The sequence below is a fragment of the Chloroflexota bacterium genome (assembly GCA_035652535.1).
GTDB lineage: Bacteria > Chloroflexota > UBA6077 > UBA6077 > SHYK01 > DASRDP01.
In genome coordinates this window covers 26,970-45,600 of record DASRDP010000027.1, presented here as the reverse complement: position 1 = coordinate 45,600, position 18,631 = coordinate 26,970, and the positions used below count along the sequence as shown (strand labels likewise).

At 64.0% G+C, this 18,631-nt stretch carries 12 protein-coding genes and 1 pseudogene; 8 read left to right on the top strand and 5 right to left on the bottom strand.

The annotated features are described in order from the left end of the window. Window positions 1–257: 257 nt before the first annotated feature. Window positions 258–3,140, bottom strand: coding sequence for a CSLREA domain-containing protein (locus VFC51_03965; GenBank protein ID HZT06161.1), 2,883 nt, complete (start codon window positions 3,138–3,140; stop codon window positions 258–260). Window positions 3,141–3,473: 333 nt separating this feature from the next. Between VFC51_03965 and VFC51_03960 the strand changes: the two genes are divergently transcribed. After that, window positions 3,474–4,211, top strand: coding sequence for a response regulator transcription factor (locus VFC51_03960; protein ID HZT06160.1), 738 nt, complete (start codon window positions 3,474–3,476; stop codon window positions 4,209–4,211). On the opposite strand, the gene VFC51_03955 is transcribed toward VFC51_03960, so the two are convergent. Beyond that, a complete protein-coding gene (locus VFC51_03955; protein HZT06159.1) occupies window positions 4,099–5,853 on the bottom strand; it encodes an MASE1 domain-containing protein in 1,755 nt (584 codons plus the stop codon). The two genes, VFC51_03960 and VFC51_03955, sit on opposite strands and share 113 nt — an antisense overlap. Window positions 5,854–6,605: 752 nt before the next feature. Between VFC51_03955 and VFC51_03950 the strand changes: the two genes are divergently transcribed. Next, the gene (locus VFC51_03950) at window positions 6,606–6,899 is read left to right on the top strand and encodes a hypothetical protein (protein HZT06158.1); all 294 of its coding nucleotides are present in this window, start codon (window positions 6,606–6,608) and stop codon (window positions 6,897–6,899) included. Between the two features lie 496 nt (window positions 6,900–7,395). Here VFC51_03950 and VFC51_03945 read toward each other — a convergent pair whose 3' ends face one another. Then, window positions 7,396–9,117, bottom strand: a complete 1,722-nt coding sequence (locus tag VFC51_03945; GenBank protein ID HZT06157.1) for a peptide ABC transporter substrate-binding protein — start codon at window positions 9,115–9,117, stop codon at window positions 7,396–7,398. Window positions 9,118–9,276: 159 nt separating this feature from the next. Between VFC51_03945 and VFC51_03940 the strand changes: the two genes are divergently transcribed. Together VFC51_03940 and VFC51_03935 are read left to right on the top strand one after the other, a co-directional pair. Beyond that, entirely contained in the window at window positions 9,277–10,350 is a 1,074-nt protein-coding gene (locus VFC51_03940; protein ID HZT06156.1) for an amidohydrolase family protein, read from the top strand. 109 nt (window positions 10,351–10,459) lie between these two features. Continuing rightward, window positions 10,460–10,705 (top strand): annotated as a pseudogene (locus VFC51_03935) (DUF302 domain-containing protein). Between the two features lie 211 nt (window positions 10,706–10,916). Here VFC51_03935 and VFC51_03930 read toward each other — a convergent pair. Continuing rightward, window positions 10,917–11,972 (bottom strand): amidohydrolase family protein, encoded by a 1,056-nt coding sequence (locus VFC51_03930; protein ID HZT06155.1) that lies wholly within the window; start codon window positions 11,970–11,972, stop codon window positions 10,917–10,919. A gap of 142 nt (window positions 11,973–12,114) precedes the next feature. Here VFC51_03930 and VFC51_03925 point away from each other — a divergent pair, with 142 nt between their 5' ends. From VFC51_03925 to VFC51_03915, 3 genes are all read left to right on the top strand, one after another. After that, window positions 12,115–13,848, top strand: coding sequence for an ABC transporter substrate-binding protein (locus VFC51_03925; protein HZT06154.1), 1,734 nt, complete (start codon window positions 12,115–12,117; stop codon window positions 13,846–13,848). A gap of 139 nt (window positions 13,849–13,987) precedes the next feature. After that, window positions 13,988–16,168, top strand: a complete 2,181-nt coding sequence (locus VFC51_03920) for a carboxypeptidase-like regulatory domain-containing protein (protein HZT06153.1) — start codon at window positions 13,988–13,990, stop codon at window positions 16,166–16,168. Further along, window positions 16,165–16,611: a cytochrome c gene (locus VFC51_03915; protein HZT06152.1), complete on the top strand. Its 447-nt coding sequence runs from the start codon at window positions 16,165–16,167 to the stop codon at window positions 16,609–16,611. The genes VFC51_03920 and VFC51_03915 overlap by 4 nt, the downstream gene beginning before the upstream one ends. Window positions 16,612–16,703: 92 nt before the next feature. Here VFC51_03915 and VFC51_03910 read toward each other — a convergent pair whose 3' ends face one another. Next, complete coding sequence (locus VFC51_03910; GenBank protein HZT06151.1) at window positions 16,704–17,687, bottom strand: TAXI family TRAP transporter solute-binding subunit; 984 nt, start codon at window positions 17,685–17,687, stop codon at window positions 16,704–16,706. 145 nt (window positions 17,688–17,832) lie between these two features. On the opposite strand from VFC51_03910, the gene VFC51_03905 reads away from it, so the two are divergent. Next, the gene (locus VFC51_03905) at window positions 17,833–18,603 is read left to right on the top strand and encodes a class II aldolase/adducin family protein (protein ID HZT06150.1); all 771 of its coding nucleotides are present in this window, start codon (window positions 17,833–17,835) and stop codon (window positions 18,601–18,603) included. Window positions 18,604–18,631: the final 28 nt, after the last annotated feature.

Sequence of the window (18,631 nt, the reverse complement as noted above, 5' to 3'; positions counted from 1 at the left end):
CTACAGGGTCCCGTCCTGCCTGGGCGCCTCTGCACTTTTCGTGATCAACTCATTGCACTATTCGTGATCCCCAACACCTGAGCCCCGCGGAGCGGCACCAAGCAACCATCGCGATGCATCAGCGGACTCTCGATCTCGCCGGATACACCCCCCTGTACTAGTCCGTAAACGCCATTCTGGCCAAGAATCCCGTGGCCGGACCTGTCGGCAACTATGGCCCGCAAATTGGCGCGACCTGGAACATCTTCGAGTCGGAATTACGAGACTGAGGAGGGGCCCGTGTCCGTGACGGAAGACCATGCGACTATGGGGTCCGAGGTTGCGTTGTCGGGCGGATGAGAGCGGCGTGCGTCCCCCGGTGGTTCCCACGCTGATGCTCCCAGTGAGCGCGTCCACTCGTATAGCCGCTCGAACCATGCGCCGATCCGTCCGAACAAATCGTCTATCGCCACGAACCCACTCTCGCTCGCGGCACCGACGATGGGATGGCTGCGAGCACCCAGATCAGGGAGCGCCGGACCCGCTCGAGAATCACCGGCTGACTTGCGCGTGCGAGTCGGCCTGACGGTAACCGTCGGGGTGGGGGAACTCGTCGACGCAGGCGTTGTAGTCGATGTCGAGGGGCATGTGACCTGGCTGAGCAGAAACGTTTGCGTCTCTCCTGACGAGCCACTAGTAGTGGCAGCCACCGGCACCGCCACGCCGAAGTCAACACCGCTGACTACGATGCTGAACACGTCGGCGGCACCATCACGATAGTTTTTCATCTTCGGGTCGAATTTGATACTCGTGAAGCCAGGCGTTCCATTCATACCAGTCCAGCTCACTTCGTAGCGACCCAGGATTCCATGGTACGTGATTCCGTCCGCTGGTGCTATGCGCGAAAACCCGTCTGTGCCAATAGCTACATAATGCACTGCTTGGGTGCACATGTTGGTGATTCGAAACATGATGGTCGTTTTGTCGTTCGCCGTATCATTAATGTAGCCTAGATACTCAAATACGAAACAATGTCCGGATTGCGTGCACGTACCGCCGTTGAGCACCGGCGTTGCGGTTGGCGTGCTCACAACTGTCCTCGTTGCTGTGCTGGTAGCCCTGGTCGCGGTTCGCGTACTGGTCGGTGCAACGCTGGATGTGGGCGTCGGCGTCTCCGTCCGGGTCGGCGTCTCCGTCGCGCTGGGCACCGCGGTTGGCGTGGGGGTCGCGGTGGCCGTGCCAGTCGGCGTCTCCGTCGGACTCCCCACCACAGCGACGGTGATCGCGGGGAGCGAGAACTCGGAGGTGTTGCCATTCGCGTCTGTTGCGGTCGCCACGATCCGGTCTCCGCTCGAAACCCCCAGCGACGCGGCATCGCCCAGATTCGTCGTGCGGGGTAGCTGAGCATCTGTGCTCAAATAGGTGTCGGTCCCCAGGAACGTCTTCCCTTGGGGATTTGCGCTCGCATCCGCCTTAAAGAACTCAATGGTGAGGGGATAGCCCGAACTTGTTGTAGTTGAGTCAACCGAATATTGAACCTCCAGATTGCCGCCGGCAACTTGCGCGGCGGTCAGATCGGGAAAGTTCTGCATCCTATTCGCGCCATCGTCCCCATCGCCGGCATCATTGGGAGTCGGCCCAAATGTGCTGCCGAGGGTGAGGCTGTACGCAAGGTCTATGCCCGCATCGCGGGTTGGATCGGAGCCTGGAGAGCCGAAAGTGTTGGAGAAGATCGAATTGCGCTGGATGCGATTCTGCGTCTGGCTCCCGCTAACACCAGGCTGGGCGCCAACCAGTATCCCCTGGTTGTTATTAAAGGCAACCACGTTGCCTGCTCCCGTGCTAGTTCCTCCAACCACATTAGAGGAACTGGCGGTAATCGACACTCCGGTGCCACCATTTCCCAAATCAATAGTACCTGTCCTGTCTGTGCCTATGAAGTTCCCCTGTATCACGTTTGCCGGACTTCCGTCACCAGTAATTTGAATCCCGTCGGATCCATTGGAAGCGATAACATTGCGTGCGCCAGGATCGGTACCCCCGATGGTATTTGTGTTGCCAGAATTGGTAATGGCGATCCCGGCCTGACCGTTCCCCAGGGGCATGGTGCCGGTCGCATCTGTTCCTATGAAGTTGCCTTGAATGATCGTATTGTTTGCCCCCTGCACAATACGAATGCCGTTGTCCCCGTTACCTGAAATGACATTTCCCGCACCGCTCGCAGTTCCACCGACGGTGTTGTTGCTCGGGGGCGTTGGTGGAGGTACCTCGGAGTTCTCTAACCTGACGCCTTGCTGGACATTGCCGACGGCAACCGTGCCGGTGACGTCGGTGCCGATGAAGTTGCCCTGGATCAGATTCCCGGTCGAGGTCCCCCGAATGGAAATTCCGGACCGGGCTTGACAACCACTGGAGCAGCCGTTGCCTGAGATGATATTGCGCGCGCCTGCGTCCGTTCCGCCGATGAGGTTGTCTGAAGAGTTTCGAATGTCGATACCGCTGCTGTTTGTTCCGCCAATTCCAGCCGTTCCAGTGGCATTTGTGCCGATGAAGTTGCCCTGTACACGATTTCCGGTCGACCCCGTAATAAGGCGAACGTTTCCCAGGGCTCCAGCGCCATTTCCGGAAATTACATTGCGAGCTGCGCTGGTCGTACCTCCGATCTGGTTATTTGACGAGCTTCGAAGCGTTACACCACCGTCACCATTGCCCCGGTTCTGCGTTCCCGTGGCGTCCGTTCCGAGGTAGTTGCCCTGGATGATGTTGGAACTGGAACCCGCCCGAAGATCGATTCCGCTGCTCAGGAAGTGATTGATTACTAGATTGCGAATGACCACACCAGACGTGTTGATTGTCAATCCACTGCGCGCGAATCCACTGGGGTTGCTGAGAGTGCCATTCGTCCCGTCAAGCTCGACCCGAGTGGCACCGCCAGTATTTCCATCAATCGTCACTGCTTCGGTAATAGGCGGAAGGACCGTGTTGGCGACAGCGCCGCCGCCGGTGCCAACCTGAATCGTTGGGACACCTGGCCCGAGGTCGAATGTTATGGTATCGGCGCCGAAACTGGCATTGGCTGCGTTGATGGCTTCACGCAGCGTGCAGTTGGCCAAATCGCAGACCCCATCGTCGGAATCCGCGGTGGAGTTGACGACGTACACGGTTCCTTGAGCGGAGACGAGTGCAGAGCGGCCAGGGAATGCACTCAGTGCGGACCAGACAACCGAAATGAGCAACGCGCAGTGCAGGAGGGCCCGACTCGTCGTCACCTCGCGCGCTCCTTGTGGGGGTCAGTCTTCTTCGCGCTCGCGGTGTCGTCCGCCGTCACCGCGCGAAGGAGTCGCCATAGGTTTCTACGAGGTGGGGCGGGGACGGGGTAGGGCGCTACCACCCCATTCCTGGAAGCGGAAATAGCAGGAGGTTTCCTTGGTGGCGCTCAGAGGGTCTCCACTCCAATAATGAAGGCGAGGTGAATCTGGGCATTGGAGTGGGAAATGGAAGTCGAGACTGGCTCGACTAGGACTATTGCCCTGGCGGTAGTAGAAGACGAGCCCTTGATGTCGGACCTACTCCGAGTTGCGCTGGCCCAGCTTCCTGGATTCGCCGTCGTCGGGGTGTTCGCTGACGCAGAGACGGCCTTGCATGAGATTCCCCTGGTCCGGCCTCTTGTGGCCGTGCTGGACATCGACCTGGGCCGCGGGCTCAGCGGCATTCAGCTCGGGATGATGCTTCGGGAGAGCGTGCCAGGTCTGGGCATCGTGCTCCTTTCGAACCTCTGGGTGCCACGATTCATCGCTTCGCTGCCACCCGAAGTTATGGCAGGGTGGTGCTATCTTCTGAAGAAGTCCCTGACCGACGTAGCCGCGCTCGGACGGGCCATTGAGGGCGCTGCCGCGGGCTTGGTCGTGCTCGATCCCCACGTCGTGGCCGACCGTGAGCCCCGTCCGCCGACAGCGCTCGCTCGGCTGACTCCTCGGCAGCGGGAGATCCTTGCCCTCCTGGCTCAGGGGTTCACCAATGCGTCGATCGCCGATCGCCTGGTGCTGGCGCCCAGCAGTGTCGAAAACCAACTGCACGCGATCTACGCTGAGCTGGGGTTTTCCGATGGCCATACCGAGCTCAATCCCCGGGTGCGTGCAACCCTCGCGTACCTGCTCCAAAGCCAGCCGCCCGAGGACCGACAGTCTCAGGATTCGGGGCCCTTGATAAGGGGAGACCGAACTCGGGCGTGACCCCCCTGGCATCCGTCGCGAGATGGAGCGGCAGCCTGACGTGGACCGTGGTCCCTGTGCCTTGCGCGCTGCTGATATCCCAGCTGCCGCCCGCTTGGTGTACGCGGGCTTCGATGCTGCCCAACCCCAACCCATACCGTGTCGTCGTCGGGTCAAACCCGCACCCATCATCCTGCACGATGATGGCCAGATCTCGTTCGAGGTGGACATCCAGGCTAATCTGGACCGAGGAGGCGCGTCCATGGCGGACAGCGTTGGCAAGCGCCTCCTCAATGATGCGGTAAGATGCCAGCCGCAGAGACTCGGGAATGTGGTTCCGAATCGTGGTATCCCAGGCGCTGAACGCCGGCCCCGTCTCCACCGTGACGGTGAGCTCGCCGCGGAATAGCTCTGCCAGCTCGTCTACGGCAGGGCGCAGCCCTTCGCGAAGAAATGGCGGATGGAGTCGATAGCTCGCCCTCCGAATTTCCCGCTCGCGGACCTCATCAATGGTCTGGCGGGCGTGATTCAGTAGGGCTCTCGACTCAGCGGGACTCGTGTCCAGGAGCCGCTCGCTTTGCCCGAGGCGCTCCCACGCCAGCAGCAGCCGGCTCTGGACTCGGCCGTGCAACAATTCAGCGATCTCGCGCCGTGTTTCCTCCTCGGCCGCCACGGCCTGGGCAGAGACGCGCACCAGCGCTTGGGCGGCCCGTTGGCGCTCCGCCACGGCCGCAGCAAGGGCCATACTCGTGAGCGCCGTGCACCCCATGTACGCTTGCAGGAGTAGGAGCGATTCGTTCAGATCAACGCGCACGAATGGTCCATAGCCGCGCACGGTGCCGAGCAAGGCTATGCCAGAGAGGAAGGCGGCTGCGGTGGCTGTGTTCCGCTGGTCAATCGCAAAGGCCGCCCAGATCAGCGGCGGTAGCGTGAGGAACTCGACAGGATACGGGGGGGCTGCAGTGGGCGGCAGCGGGCCGAAGATCGACCCGCCCAGTATCGCCAAGAGCACGAGGAGAGCGATGGCCTCCCACCGAGGCCGTGATTTCCATGACAGCGGGGGGTCCCTGGTCCAGAGCACGAGCACCGGTGCAACGATTAGAACGCCGGCGGCGTCGCCCAGCCACCATGTGAACCAGATCGGACCGAGATCCGCGGGATGCGCGTAACCTGCGGCTACGAGGGTCATTCCGCCCACAGTGGCGCTCACTAGGGGGCTCAGAGCGCCCGCCATGCCAGCGAACCGAAATACGTCGTCGATACGGTCTAGGGCGTCGCGTCCGCGGGCGAATCGGTTCACCAGGTATGCGCCGAGCAAGGGTTCCAGCGTGTTGCCCACCGCGATCAACGCCGAGGTCAGGACCGACCCCTCCGTTACCTGATTGACGAGAAACGCACCGACCACAATACTCGGCCATACCTGATAGCCGAAAACAAGGGTCGCGGCCAGAGCGATTCCTGAGGGTGCCCACACCGGCGTTGCGCTTGGGTGCACGAAGGCCAGTGCGAGCCCCAACTTGCCTGCTACAAAGTAAGCAGCGGCAAGCAGGGTGATGATTCCGATCGCTCTCGCGGATCGGGGCCGCGTGGGCCACCGTCCCCCAGTCCCACTGAGCGTGTCCGCGTCAAACGGTTCGCTGGCTCCTTCCCGCGCCAACGCCATGCCCCAACCCCCATTCCCAACCGTCCGACTGCATATTCAGGCGAACAATGAAAGGAAGCCGCATGATTATTGTCTCGTCATTCCGGTGCTTTCAGGATGAGAGATCCGGTCGGATCAAGCCCGACAGAGAGCCTCTCCAGCGATGTGGAGATTCGGAAGCATCGCCCCGCTCGGCACCGTTGGCAGCAGACCTCGGTGCGATTGAATGAGATCGCGACGTCGGGCGAAGCGAGCTCAATGCCACACGGTGTGTCTTCACGTTGTGGCACAAGGCATTATGGCCAGCGGCCATTCTATCACCCAGCAGGCTCACGCTACGTTCACCGCCCAACTCGTTCGTGCCGCATTGTGGGCGAATGGGTGGCAATCCAATCCGCAGCATGGTGCTTCCGCAACTCGGCCATCACCCGGGTCGCCCGCTGATGAAAGTCTCGGCCAGAACCTCGCCGCCCAGAACGAGCAGACCGTCGGCGACATCGCCTTCCGCGACCTTTTGGCCCCGCGTCCTGAAGCCACGTCAGCCAGTGAGGCCCGACCGTGATCCGGGCGCCCTGAGTCAGCCACTTCCGCGTCTTTCAGACGTCGCTCCGGAGCGCAGTACGTACCAGCTTACGTGTCAGCTTGCAGAGGGCGACCGCCCTGATCTGCTTCACCGGCGCCGACACCCGGGCCAGCAATTTAGGGGCCTGCGCTAGCTGCCCAATGCCGTCATGCATTGTCCTCATGCGCCAACCAACTCTGGCCCACGAGAAGTGTCCGGGCTCTTCGCCACGCCCGACCAACGGTTCGCGACGTGCCAGCAACTCGCCGGGATGGATGTCGGGGGTTCTGCCCAGTATCTGCCCCACAACCTGGCACTTACCGGCCAACCAGACCCACTGTTTGCTGACGACGGAATGGTTCGAATGCATCAGGCGATCTCGGACGTGCCCCGGCCTCTCGATTACGCGTCTACCGCCTTGCTCATCGCAGCGGTCAGCGCCGGCAAAGCCATCGTCGACGACGAGTGCGCGCAGATGGCGGCCGCCGACCTCACCCACGGCTGATAGTGCACCGAGTCTCGCTCGAGTGCTCGCCGGTGCATCACCTGTGGCTACGTCCGAGGAGGCGCATCGGGTGACGCTCAGCATCGAGCGCTGGCGAATCGTCGTCGCCCGTGCTCCTGTTCGGTGTGCAAACAGGGCCGACGTCAACACCTTTGCGCGCTCAGCGAACCATCCCGCCGTCCTATCCACGCTGGGAGGTCGACCAACTCTTACCGCCTGCACGGAACTGTCGGCTGATCGGGGGGCTCCGGGTCGTCGATTTGGCCGATGCACATCGTGGCCTGTCTCCTCGGCGCACGGCAGTTCGCGGTCGCGATGCGGCCAACGCGATTCGGAGGCCGCATCAACGCCGGCATCCTGGCTGTCTTCTGGCTCTGGACGGCGCCATCGGCTGCAACTCCGGCTTTGGCTCGCTCGCCCGACACCCGCACATCAGGACGTGGAGTGCGAGACCCGGCCGGGACATCCCAGCGCCGGACGGTCAATCGGTCCTCGCCTACCGCAGATCCCACTCGTGAGCGTTCCACGCGGGCGTGCCCGTCTGGTGACCGGGCGTCACGTTCACCAGCCGCTGCGCCGCGATCACGGGTCGAAGCTGGAAGAACAGGCCCATGTACGTTACCTGGTCCGTCTGGTGATGCACGATCTCCGCGAGCACCTTTCCCCGCTCCGTCACAGGGATCGTCACCGTGTACGTGTCCACCAGGGCGTCCAGGTCCGGATTCATGTAGCGCGCCATGTTGCCGCCCTGGTACCGGTTCTCCGCCGTTCCAGCGAAGCTGCTGTGATATCGCTTCACGTCCGCCGAGCGCAGACCGTTGCCCAGCCCGATGAGAATGAAAGCGGGGAAGTTGAAGAGGTACTCTCGATCGGGAACGCGCTGGATTGGCACCACGTTCGTCTCGACGGTGACGCCGACCCGCTGCCAGTTATCGGCAACGGGGAAGATCGACTTCAGATGGTGGTCCCGCTGGGCGGTCGTCCACAGCTCGACCGATAGCGGCTGACCGCCTCCGTCGCGATACATCCCGTCGGCGCCCCGCGAATACCCCATGTCGTCGATGAGCTCTGTCGCGCGCCTCGGATCGTACCCATACCGCACGATGCTCGATTCGATGGCCGGATACAGCGGCTCCGAGGGATGCACGAAGCTGTGGGCGATTGGGACCAGCCCGTGCGTCACCGAGTCGACGATCTGCTGGCGGTCGATTGCCAGCAGGAGCGCGCGGCGCAGGCGAACGTCCGCGACGACGCGCGGGCTCGGATTGACGAACTGCGGGTAAATCGGCACCCAACCGGCCGGAGCGTAGAGCGGCTCGACGTCCGCCCGCTGTTCCTTGACGGAGAGCGATTGCTCGATGTCCAGCCCGCGTCCCATCGTGAGATCGACGACCCCGCTGGCCACGTTCGCAATCAGCGCGTTGGCGTCGTAGATGAATTTGACTTCGATTTGATCGATCTTGGGCCTGCCCATGATGTAGCGATCGAAGGCCTCGAGCCCGACGTGGCTGCCGGGCGCCCACGCCTTCAGCTTGTAGGCCCCGGTTCCGACGAAGGCGTCGGTCCAGTACGGCGTGTCCATGAGGTGCGCCTTGTCCTCGGCGTACGCCTCCTCCAGCAGGTGCTTCGGCAGCGGAAGCGCGAGCACGCCGCTAAACAGAGAGTCCGCCTCGATGAACGGTTGGCTCCAGGTGACCGTCACCGTTCTGGGATCTGGCGCCTGAACGTCCTCGATCAACGCGATGCTGGCGACGGGAAAGATCTCCACAACCTCCTTGTCGCGGTAGACCGTGGCCGTGAAGATCAGGTCGTCGGACGTGACGGGCGTACCATCGTGCCACTGGGCGCCGTCGCGGATGCGCCACGTGGTCTGCATGCGCCCGTCGGGGAGCAACGACCAGAGACCGTTCTCAAAGGTCGGCACCGCTTCCGCGAGCCGCGCCTCGAGAAGGCCTTTGTCGTTGATCGTGACGAGTCCGACCTGAAGCAGCTCCTCGACAGCTTCTCCGCCGGGCACGTTCCCGAGCGCACCGCCCGGATCGGTCCGGTTCGTGCCGAGATGCCTCGGCTCGCCGAAAATGGCGGCGGTCAAGTGCTTCGGGGCGGCTGCGACCGCGTCCTGGCTGCGCGGCGATCCTCCTTGCGGCTGCGGCGCCGCGCACGCCGCCAGGCTTCCAATGACCAGGATGACCGCGCCCAGGCCCCTTCGAAAAACCATAAACCTCTCCCGTCAGTCCGAATGCGCGTGCAAAGCGATGGCATCCTCGCACAGTCGAGTTGAATCGGCAAGGCAATCCCGATATAAGCATCCTCAGCGCCGACGCGGCGACAGAGTGCGCCGACGCTGCCACTCCCGACAATCGGAGGAACGCGGGCAATGATCGTCGACGCGGACGCCCATGTAACCGTGCCGTATGAGATTTTCGCCGAGCGACTCGACGGCATCCCCACCGACCGCAAGCCCCGCCCAATTCATCTCGACGGTCGCGAATTCTGGGTGATCGATGGCAAACTCGCACCGAAGCTCGGCGGGTTCGGCCAGGGCACGCCCGGCGGATTTGGAACGCGCCGGATCGGCGCGCAGGACTACTACGTCGACAACGTGCCTGGCCGGCTCTCGGACATGGACCGGGAAGGCGTACAGATCCAGGTGCTCTATCCAGACTTGATCCTCGTCAATCCCGGCATCGAAAACCCGGATGTCGCCAGCGCGATCTCGCGGGCCTGGAACGATCACCTCGCCGAGCGATGCGCAGCCGCCCCGGACCGACTGAAGCGCGTCGCGGTCGTGGCGCTCCAGGATCCGCTCCAGGCGGCGCATGAGCTTCGCCGCGCCGTGGTCGAGCTGGGCTGTGTGGGAGCCGTGACACCGCCACTCGTGGGATCGCGCCTCCTCGATCACCGCGACTTCGAACCGTTCTTCGAAGAGGCCGACCGCCTCCAGGCCGCCATCGCCATCCACGGCGTGACCGGCGTCTACGAGCAGCCCTGGCAGGATCTGTTCGACACATGGTTCGGGTCACGGACCGTAGCGGTTCCCATCTCCTACATGGTCGCGATGACCAGCCTATTCCAGGGCCACATGCTGGAGCGATACCCCCACGTTCGCTTCGGCTTCTTCGAGGCGGGCGGGTGCGGGTGGGTGCCGTACTGGACGGAGCGCCTCGACGACCAGATCGCGACGCGCAGCAAGCAGGACACGCCGGCCAGCGAATACATCCGGCAGGGCCGCCTGTTCTTCTCGTGCGAGCCTGACGAGCGGGGCCTGCCCGACGTCGTCGCGCGGATCGGCGACGGCTGCATCCTGTACGCATCGGACTACCCCCATGGGGACACCAAGTGGCCGAACACGGTCAGCGCCCTTCGCGCGATCCCTGGCCTCGAGGAATCGGCAGCCGAGCGCATTCTGGGCGACAATGCCGGCCATTTCTATCGGTGTCTGGCCGACTGAGTAGGAATTGGGCGAACACCGCGCGAACCCGTGCGAACCACCCAGGCAGGCGAGGTTGGACCGGCGCATTTCCGATACGCGCGATTCAGCCGTCGGAAACGCGTCCGCTATGGCCGCTGAACTGCGGTCGACCTACGGGATCGGAAAGCACACGGCGCTCGGGTTCGAGCAGGCGCTATCTGCCGTGCGCGCTGCCCTGGCTGACCAGGGATTCGGGGTGTTGACGGAGGTTGACGTCCAGCAGACGCTCAGGCAAAAGCGGGGGTTGACATCCCTCCATCGGATTCTCGGCGCCTGCCATCCCGTCCTCGCCAAGCAGGCCCTCCGACTGGAGCGCGACGCCGGTTTGCTCCTCCCCTGCAACGTCGCCGTGTATGAGGACGAGAGCGGCGTTGTCGTCGCCGCTCTGGATCCGGATTCGGCCTTCGGGATCGTGGCAATGCCGCCCTTCACCCAATCGCGAAGGAGGCTCGAGCGCGCCTTCAGCGTGCCCTCGAGCAGCTTCCGTCCGCCTCCCCGTCGCCTTGACGGTGACGGGTCGCACGATGCGAGCGTGACTATGCCCGTCAGATCCCGTACAGCGCCCGCGGATTATCCTCGAGAATCTTCTTCAGAACGTCAGGCGAGATGGACGTCGTCTCGTGGAGGTTGCGCAGGGCAAGCAGCTCCGTCGACGTGTCGGCATGGCCGTAGTCTGACCCGATCACGAGGTTATCCGACCCCGCGTACTTGATGACGAATGGGAGATCGTCGTTCGTCTGGCACGCGACGTACATGCGATTGTCGGCGAGCGGATTGTCCGAAAGCGGCGGCTTGCCCTCGCGAACGAGTCGCCGGCGTAGGTCCGTGATGACGTAGGGGAGCCACGTGGCGGCGGCCTCGATGAATCCGAACCGCAACGCCGGGAACCGGTCCGGAATGCCGTTCGTGATGAGGGCATGGAACGAGCTGATGACCGGCAGCTTCGCGATGGAGAAGGTCTCGCGGGCCAGCTCACGATAGGGGGTGTTGGCGCAGCCGGCGTGGACGCACACGGGCGCGTTGAGGCGCTGGGCCTCTTCGTATAGGGGGTAGAAGTACGGATCGCTCAACGTGCGACGGCCCTCGAATCCCCGCATGAAAATGCCGCAGGCGCCATGATCCATGGACCACCGAAGCTGGCTGAGCGCCTCTTTCATGTCGAGCAGCGGCAGCACGGCAACCCAACGAAGCCGATTGTCGGACTGCTCCCAGATGTCGCCGAGCCAGCGGTTGTAGCTGCGGCACATCGCCGCCTCGACCTTTGGGCGTGAGGTGAGCTCCGTGAGATACAGGGTGGGATAGAGGACCTGCACGTCGACCCCCAGCTCATCCATGTGGCGCAGGCGGGCCTCGACGTCCGCCAGCGTTCGCGACACCGCGGACGTTTTCGTGTAGCCGGAGATCTCCTCTCCCGCGCTCCCGCGGGGCTCAGCGAAGCCGACCGTGCGGAGCCGGCCGTCGATAGACATGAAGCGCTTGCCTTGGGACTCCGGACGCGTCGAGACGAGGCTCAGCGGCCGTAGGCTCGCCTCCTCCTCATCGAAGTAGTCCCAGGTGTGGTCGTTCTCGATTACGTGGCAGTCCGCGTCGATCACGGTCATCGCTCTTCCCCCGCCGAACCGCTTTCCCCACCGGAGCCCGCTCGCATCCGCGAGGCTGGTGCCATTCTAGCATCGCCCTCCGCCGAGGACTCGTGTACGATGGCGGGCAAACGGGCTGATCGTCGCGGACGGAGGATGGGCGATGCGATGGATCGTCGTGGCGGGAATCGTGTCGATGACACTGCTGATCGGCTGCGCGCCCGGCGAGGGCCAGCGACCGAGAGAGGCGCCGGGGACACCCGAGCCAAACCAGAGCCGCACGCTGGTCCTCGCCCACCGCTACGAGCCATCCAATCTGGCGTCAAAAGTCCTCCAGAGTAACGGCACCCGCAACACCACACGGCTCTTCAACGCCGCGCTGAGCCTGGTGGACGACAAAGGGGCAGTTCGCCCGTATCTAGCGGAGTCGCTTCCGCAGCTCAACACAGAATCCTGGCGCGTCATGCCCGACGGGCGAATGGAGACGACCTATACCCTGCGCGGCAACCTCACCTGGCAGGACGGCGCGCCCCTAACCGCCGACGACTTCGTGTTCGCATTTCACGTCTACACCGACCCGGGGCTCGCCGTCTTCATCTCGACCCCGCAGGATTCGATGGAGAACGCCGTGGCGCGCGACGCGCGCACCCTCGTGGTGGAGTGGGGAGCGCCGAACCCGCTTGGGGGAACGCTCGGGTTTGAAGACTTGGATCCGCTGCCCCAACATCTGCTGGGTCCGCTGTACGCGGACTTCACGACCGGACGTATCGGCTCAGACGCCTTCATGGCCGACCCATACTGGACCGCCGGTTACGTGGGAGCAGGTCCGTATCGACTCGAGCGCTGGGAGCCGGGCGTTCAGCTCGAAGGCACTGGCTTCGCGGGGCATGCCCTGGGCGGTCCCCAGATCGACCGGCTCGTCGTTCGAATCTTTCTCGATGAGAACCAGACCCTCGCGACGGTCTTCGCGGGCGACCAGATCGACTACGCCTGCTGCAACACGCTGCGGTTCGTGCAGTACGTCACCCTCAAGCAAGAGTGGGAGACGGCGGGGAAGGGGACCGCGGCCGCGATTCCCGGGACCGCCGTGTTCCTCTATCTCCAGCAGCGGCCGGAGTACGTCGGCGACGAAGCGCTCCTCGACCTGCGCGTGCGCAGGGCGCTCGCCCACGCCATCGACCGTGGGGCGATCAACGACGGCGCCTTCGACGGACTCGGCGCGCCCACCGACTCGCCGATTCCGCCAAGCCTTCCCTACTTCGCCGAAGCCGACCGCCTGATGACGAAATATCCGCTCGATCCAAATCGCTCGGCTCAGCTCATGGCGGAGGCCGGGTATGCCAAAGACAGCAGCGGCAACTTCGTCGCAGCGTCTGGACGACCGGTGAACGTGGACTTCGCCGTCCAAGCCGCGTCCGAGATCCAGCGCATGCAGACGGTCCTCAGCGACTCGTGGCACAAGGCGGGGTTCAACGTTCGCCAGGACGTAATCGCCCCGCAGGTCTTCACGCAGCTCGAGACGCGCCACACCTTGCCCGGACTGTCCTACGGCTTCTTTGGCGGCGAACCCAGCTTCCTGTCCTCCGAGGTGGGCACGGCCGCGAATCGCTGGCGCGGGCGAAACCGGTCCGGTTGGACCAGCCCGGATTACGACCGTCTGTATGCCGCGTGGCAGTCCGAGCTTGACCCGGCCGCGCGTGGGAAAGACGTCGCGCAGATGATTGCGCTTGTGAGCGAAGATCTGCCCGGTTACTCGCTTTACTTCTCTCAGGGGATCGAAGTGTGGGTCAGCTCCCTGCACGGGCCGACAGGCGTCGAGGCGCCGCAGTTCGGGGACACGAGCCGCGCCACGACTCCCTACTGGGACATCCAGACCTGGTCGTTCGCCAAAGGGTGACAGCGCAAAACAGCGGGATCGCCGCGGGTCCGTTTTTGCGCTCCCTTTCGATTCTGAAACTGGATTTTGACAACTCGTCACACTGTCGATAAAAAGACCGGCCAAAGGCAGCGGACAAGCTTGTTCAGCGGAGGATCACATGGGCACACGGAAGCGCAGTTACATCGGCGCGTCTTTTGGTGCGGCCTTCGTTCTGGCAGCGGTGTTGGTCGGCGCCAGCGCAGCACAGCCCACGCCCCCGGCAGTGTCTATCGGCCCCGGCGAGATCGGGGGGACGGTGGTGAGCCCAAAGGGACCCGAGGCTGGGGTCTGGGTCATCGCGGAGACGAGCGACCTCCCCACGAAATTTGCCAAGATCGTCGTCACGGACGATCAGGGACGCTACCTCCTGCCCGATCTTCCCAGCGCGACGTATAGCGTCTGGGTGCGGGGGTACGGCCTCGTCGATTCACCGAAGGTTTCGGCCTCGCCTGGTCAGAATCTCGACCTCACCGCGGTAGTCGCGCCGGACCCACTCTCGGCTGCGCAGTACTACCCCGCCGGCTACTGGTACTCCCTGCTCCACATTCCAGACAAGTCAGAGTTCCCCGGCACCGGACCGGACGGAAATGGGATCTCCCCGCAGGTCACGAGCCAAAAGGAATGGATCCGAGACATGACGTCGGGATCCTGTCTCGGCTGCCATACCATGGGTGATCGGGCGACACGCGAGCTTTCAGAGGGACTCGGCCACTTCGATTCGTCTGCCGCGGCGTGGCAGCGACGTGTGCAGTCCGGGCAAGCCGCCGGAAACATGGTGAGCAGCCTGAGTCGACTCGGCCTCCAGCGTGCCCTCGGGGAGTTGGCCGATTGGACGGATCGCGTCGCCGCAGGCGCGCTCCCACCGGCCCCGCCGCGCCCGCAAGGGATCGAGCGGAACGTCGTGGTTACGGAGTGGGACTGGGCGGACTACAAGACCTATCTGCACGATGAAGTATCCACCGACCGACGCCATCCCACCGTGAACGCGTACGGTCCAATCTACGGAACGACTGAGCTCAGCTCCGACTACGTACCGGTACTCGACCCCGTGCGAAACGTTGCGAGCCGGATCCCGCTGACCGTTCGTGATCCCGGTACGGAGCCGGCGGCGCCACAAAGCATGCCCCAACCGTCACCGTATTACGGCGACGAGGTTCTCTGGACGAGCCGTGCGAACGCCCACAACCCCATGCTCGATGCGCAGGGACGTTTGTGGCTTACGATGTCCATCCGGCCTCCCGCGGACCCGGATTGGTGCCGTGAGGGATCGAGTGTTCCATCTGCTCAACAATTCCCCATGGAACAGGCCAATCGTCAGCTCGGCCGATATGATCCGAAGACCGGCGAGCTCACGTTTATCGATACCTGCTTCACCACCCACCACCTGATGTTTGCGGAGGATGCGGACAACACGCTCTGGATGAGCACGGGCGTCGGCTCCTCGGACGTCGTGGGATGGTTCAACACCAAAATGTTCGACGAGACAGGGGACGAACAGGCGTCCCAGGGGTGGACGCCGATGATTCTCGACACGAACGGAGATGGCCAGCGGGGAGAATATGTCGAGCCTGGTGACTCTCTTGACCCAACGATGGACAAACGGATCGTCGCTGGACTGTATGGGGCGTCCCCAGCGCCAGACGGCTCCGTATGGGGCTCCAACTTCACATATCCCGGGGCTATCCTGCGAATCACGCCGGGGCCCAATCCGCCGGAGACAACGCTGACGGAGATCTACCAGCTTCCAGTCGACGACAATGGCGAACCCGCGCATGGATATGGCCCGAGAGGCATGGACGTGGACCGAAATGGCGTGGTTTGGGTCCCGCTGGCCAGTGGCCACCTCGCGAGTTTCGACAGGCGAAAGTGTCAAGGCCCGCTCAATGGGCCGACCGCCACAGGGCAGCAGTGCCCCGAAGGCTGGACCTTCTACAAGGACCCGCTCCCCCAGTTCGAGGGCCTAGAGGACGAGGGCAGCGTCGACGGCGCCTATTACGTGTGGGTCGATCAATTCAACACCTTCGGACTTGGGGACAACGTTCCGGTCAGCACCGCGAACGCCGCCGATGGCCTGCTCGCGTTTCACGACGGCCAATGGGTGACCCTGCGGGTGCCGTATCCCATGGGCTTCTACACCAAAGGGCTCGACGGGCGGATCGATGATCCAAACGCGGGGTGGAAGGGCCGCGGGCTCTGGGCTACCGTCGGGAGCCGAACTCCATTCCATCTGGAGACCGGTGCGGGGACAACAAGCAAAGTGGTGCACTTCCAGCTGCGCCCTGACCCGTTGGCGAAATGAGGCATTTCCAGAAGGAGGCACGAGCCGGAACGCTCATCGTTGCCCTGTCACTGCTCGCGGCGGGCTCCGCGGTCCTGTACCAACCGTGGCCGACAGTCGCCTTCGGGGCCACCCCCATGGAGCTTGAGGGAGGCGCGGACTCCGCCGGGAGCGGGCGGGTGCTCTTCGCCAATTACTGCTCGGTGTGCCACACGATCGATGGCAGCTCGCAGCCGCTCATCGGCCCGGATCTGCGTGAGGTCGCATCGCGGCCAATGATTGCGGACGTCCTGGCCAACACGCCCGAGAACCTGGCGCGCTGGATCGCGGATCCACAGTCGGTGAAGCCGGGGACGGCGATGCCCACCCTCGGATTGACCGCGGACCAGGCATCCGACGTTGTCGCCTACCTGGAGTTTCTCCAGGCTCCGGAGCCGGGCGACGACAGCCCGTCAGGAGACTGACCGGCGGTCTCGGCAAGCGAGCCGTGCGTGCCGCGTCGGGGGACAGTCTGTCGTCGGCGTTGGGATCGACGACGGTCCGCGTCCCTGCGCACCTACAGGTACCCCTGCTGTCGCCAGAAGCGCTCGGCTGCCGGGTGGAGCGGGATCGGGAGTGGGGCGTCGGGCGCGTCGCTGACCATGTGCTTCAGGTCCATCGGTCCCGTCCCGTACCACGGCAAACGGCCTTTTCGCTTCTCGAGCGCCGCGCAGAAGTGGGTGACGAGGTCATCGGGCGTGCTTTCGACGCAGAAGACCGGCCACCCGCTGAAATCGACGGCGTCGTGCTCATGCTCCAGTCCTGGGAACTCCTCCGTGGTGATCCGAGAACGCCGGAGCCCAAGCTTTTCGAGCTGTTGAAGCTGCGGCTCGTCGACGGGGAGGAGGCTCAGCCCGAGGTCGATCGCCCCTTTGGCCAGGCCGCCGAAGGCCTCGTCGATGACGATGTCAACGCCGCCGCTAGGCACCGCGTCGAGCCGCCCGGGCGCCGTTCCGAGACCCGGAGTGTAGCGGAGCTCGCCGCCCCAGCGCTCGATGTCTGCCAAGGAGAACCCGTAGGTGGACAGCACCAGATCGATGATCATGTGGACCGAGTGATCGCGCTGCCCCCGCAGCGAAACCTTGAGCGGCAGCCGCCGCTCCTTGATCTCGGCAATGGAGCTGACGCCGCAGCGCTTGGCGATCGCGAAACCCAGCCGGTCGAGTTGCGGGAACACCACGATGGCCCGAACCGGAATCGGCTGCGCAAATGGCCCGAGTCCGTGGAGCGCCATCGCAAGCACCGCGCCCGGATTACAGATTGCGATGTCCGCCTCTCCGGCCACAACCGCGTCGATCGAGTTCGCGGCGTCGCTGGCGAAGAGGTTCACCCGCCAGGCGCTGGCGCCCTGCTCCCGGAACTGGATGTTCACCTGCCGGTCAGTCCATCCGGGCGTGCCGACCAACTCCGCCGCGACCTCCAGGAACATCTTTGATCGCTGGACGACGGGGCTGCGCTCGGTGTTCCCGCTGGCGGGGCCAGTCCTCCACGTTTCCTGCATTCCGCGCATCCTCTCCTTCGATTCGCGTCATTGTAGCCAGGGCCGTTGGAGGAAGTCAGGCAGCTCCCTGGATCTCGCGATCAGCCCATCTCCGGGCTGTCAGTGGTACGATGGAGCGAACAACGCTGCAGGACGGAGGAGAGACGTGGCGGCGACAACCGGGCCCGACCAGAGACGTTCAGTGGAGCCCACGAGCGACGACGAGCGCGAGCTGCGCATCCAGCTCGCCGCGGCGCATCGTCTCGCGGAAAAGTTCGGCATGGCGGAGCTCATCTACACCCACATCTCGCTGCGCGTGCCGGGGAACCCGCCAACGTACCTCTTTAAACCCCATCAGCTCCTCTTTGGCCAGATCAAAGCCTCGAATCTCGTTCGAGTCGACCTCGAGGGGAACATCGTCGGCGAGAGCCCGTATCGCGTGAATCCGGCCGGGACCGGCATCCACGGCGCGATCCTCGAGGCACGGCCGGACGTGAACTGCGTTCTTCACACCCACTCGCCGTATGCGGTCGCCGTGTCATCCCTCGATTGCGGACTCTTACCCCTCACCCAGGCAGCCCTCCGCTTCTCCGGCGGCGTTGCATACCACGATTACGCGGGGGCCGCCGTGAGCGCGGTCGAGCGGTCGCGCCTCGCAGAGGACCTCGGCGACAAGCAGATCATGCTCATGCGCAATCATGGCGTGCTCGCCCTTGGCCGCACGGTCGGCGAGGCGTTCGTCGCAGCCTACTACGTGGAGCGGGCCTGTCAATTTCAGATCCTTGCGCAGGCCAGCGGCCAGCCGCTCGTCATGCCCAACGTGGAGCAGCGAACGCGGGTGCAGACGGGGCCAGAGCGACTATCGGGGAGGACCGACGACGCCTGGCCCGCGCTGCTCGCCCTGCTGGACGCCGAAGACCCGTCATATAGAGACTGACTGGCCGCGCTCAAGGTGTCCGACGTCT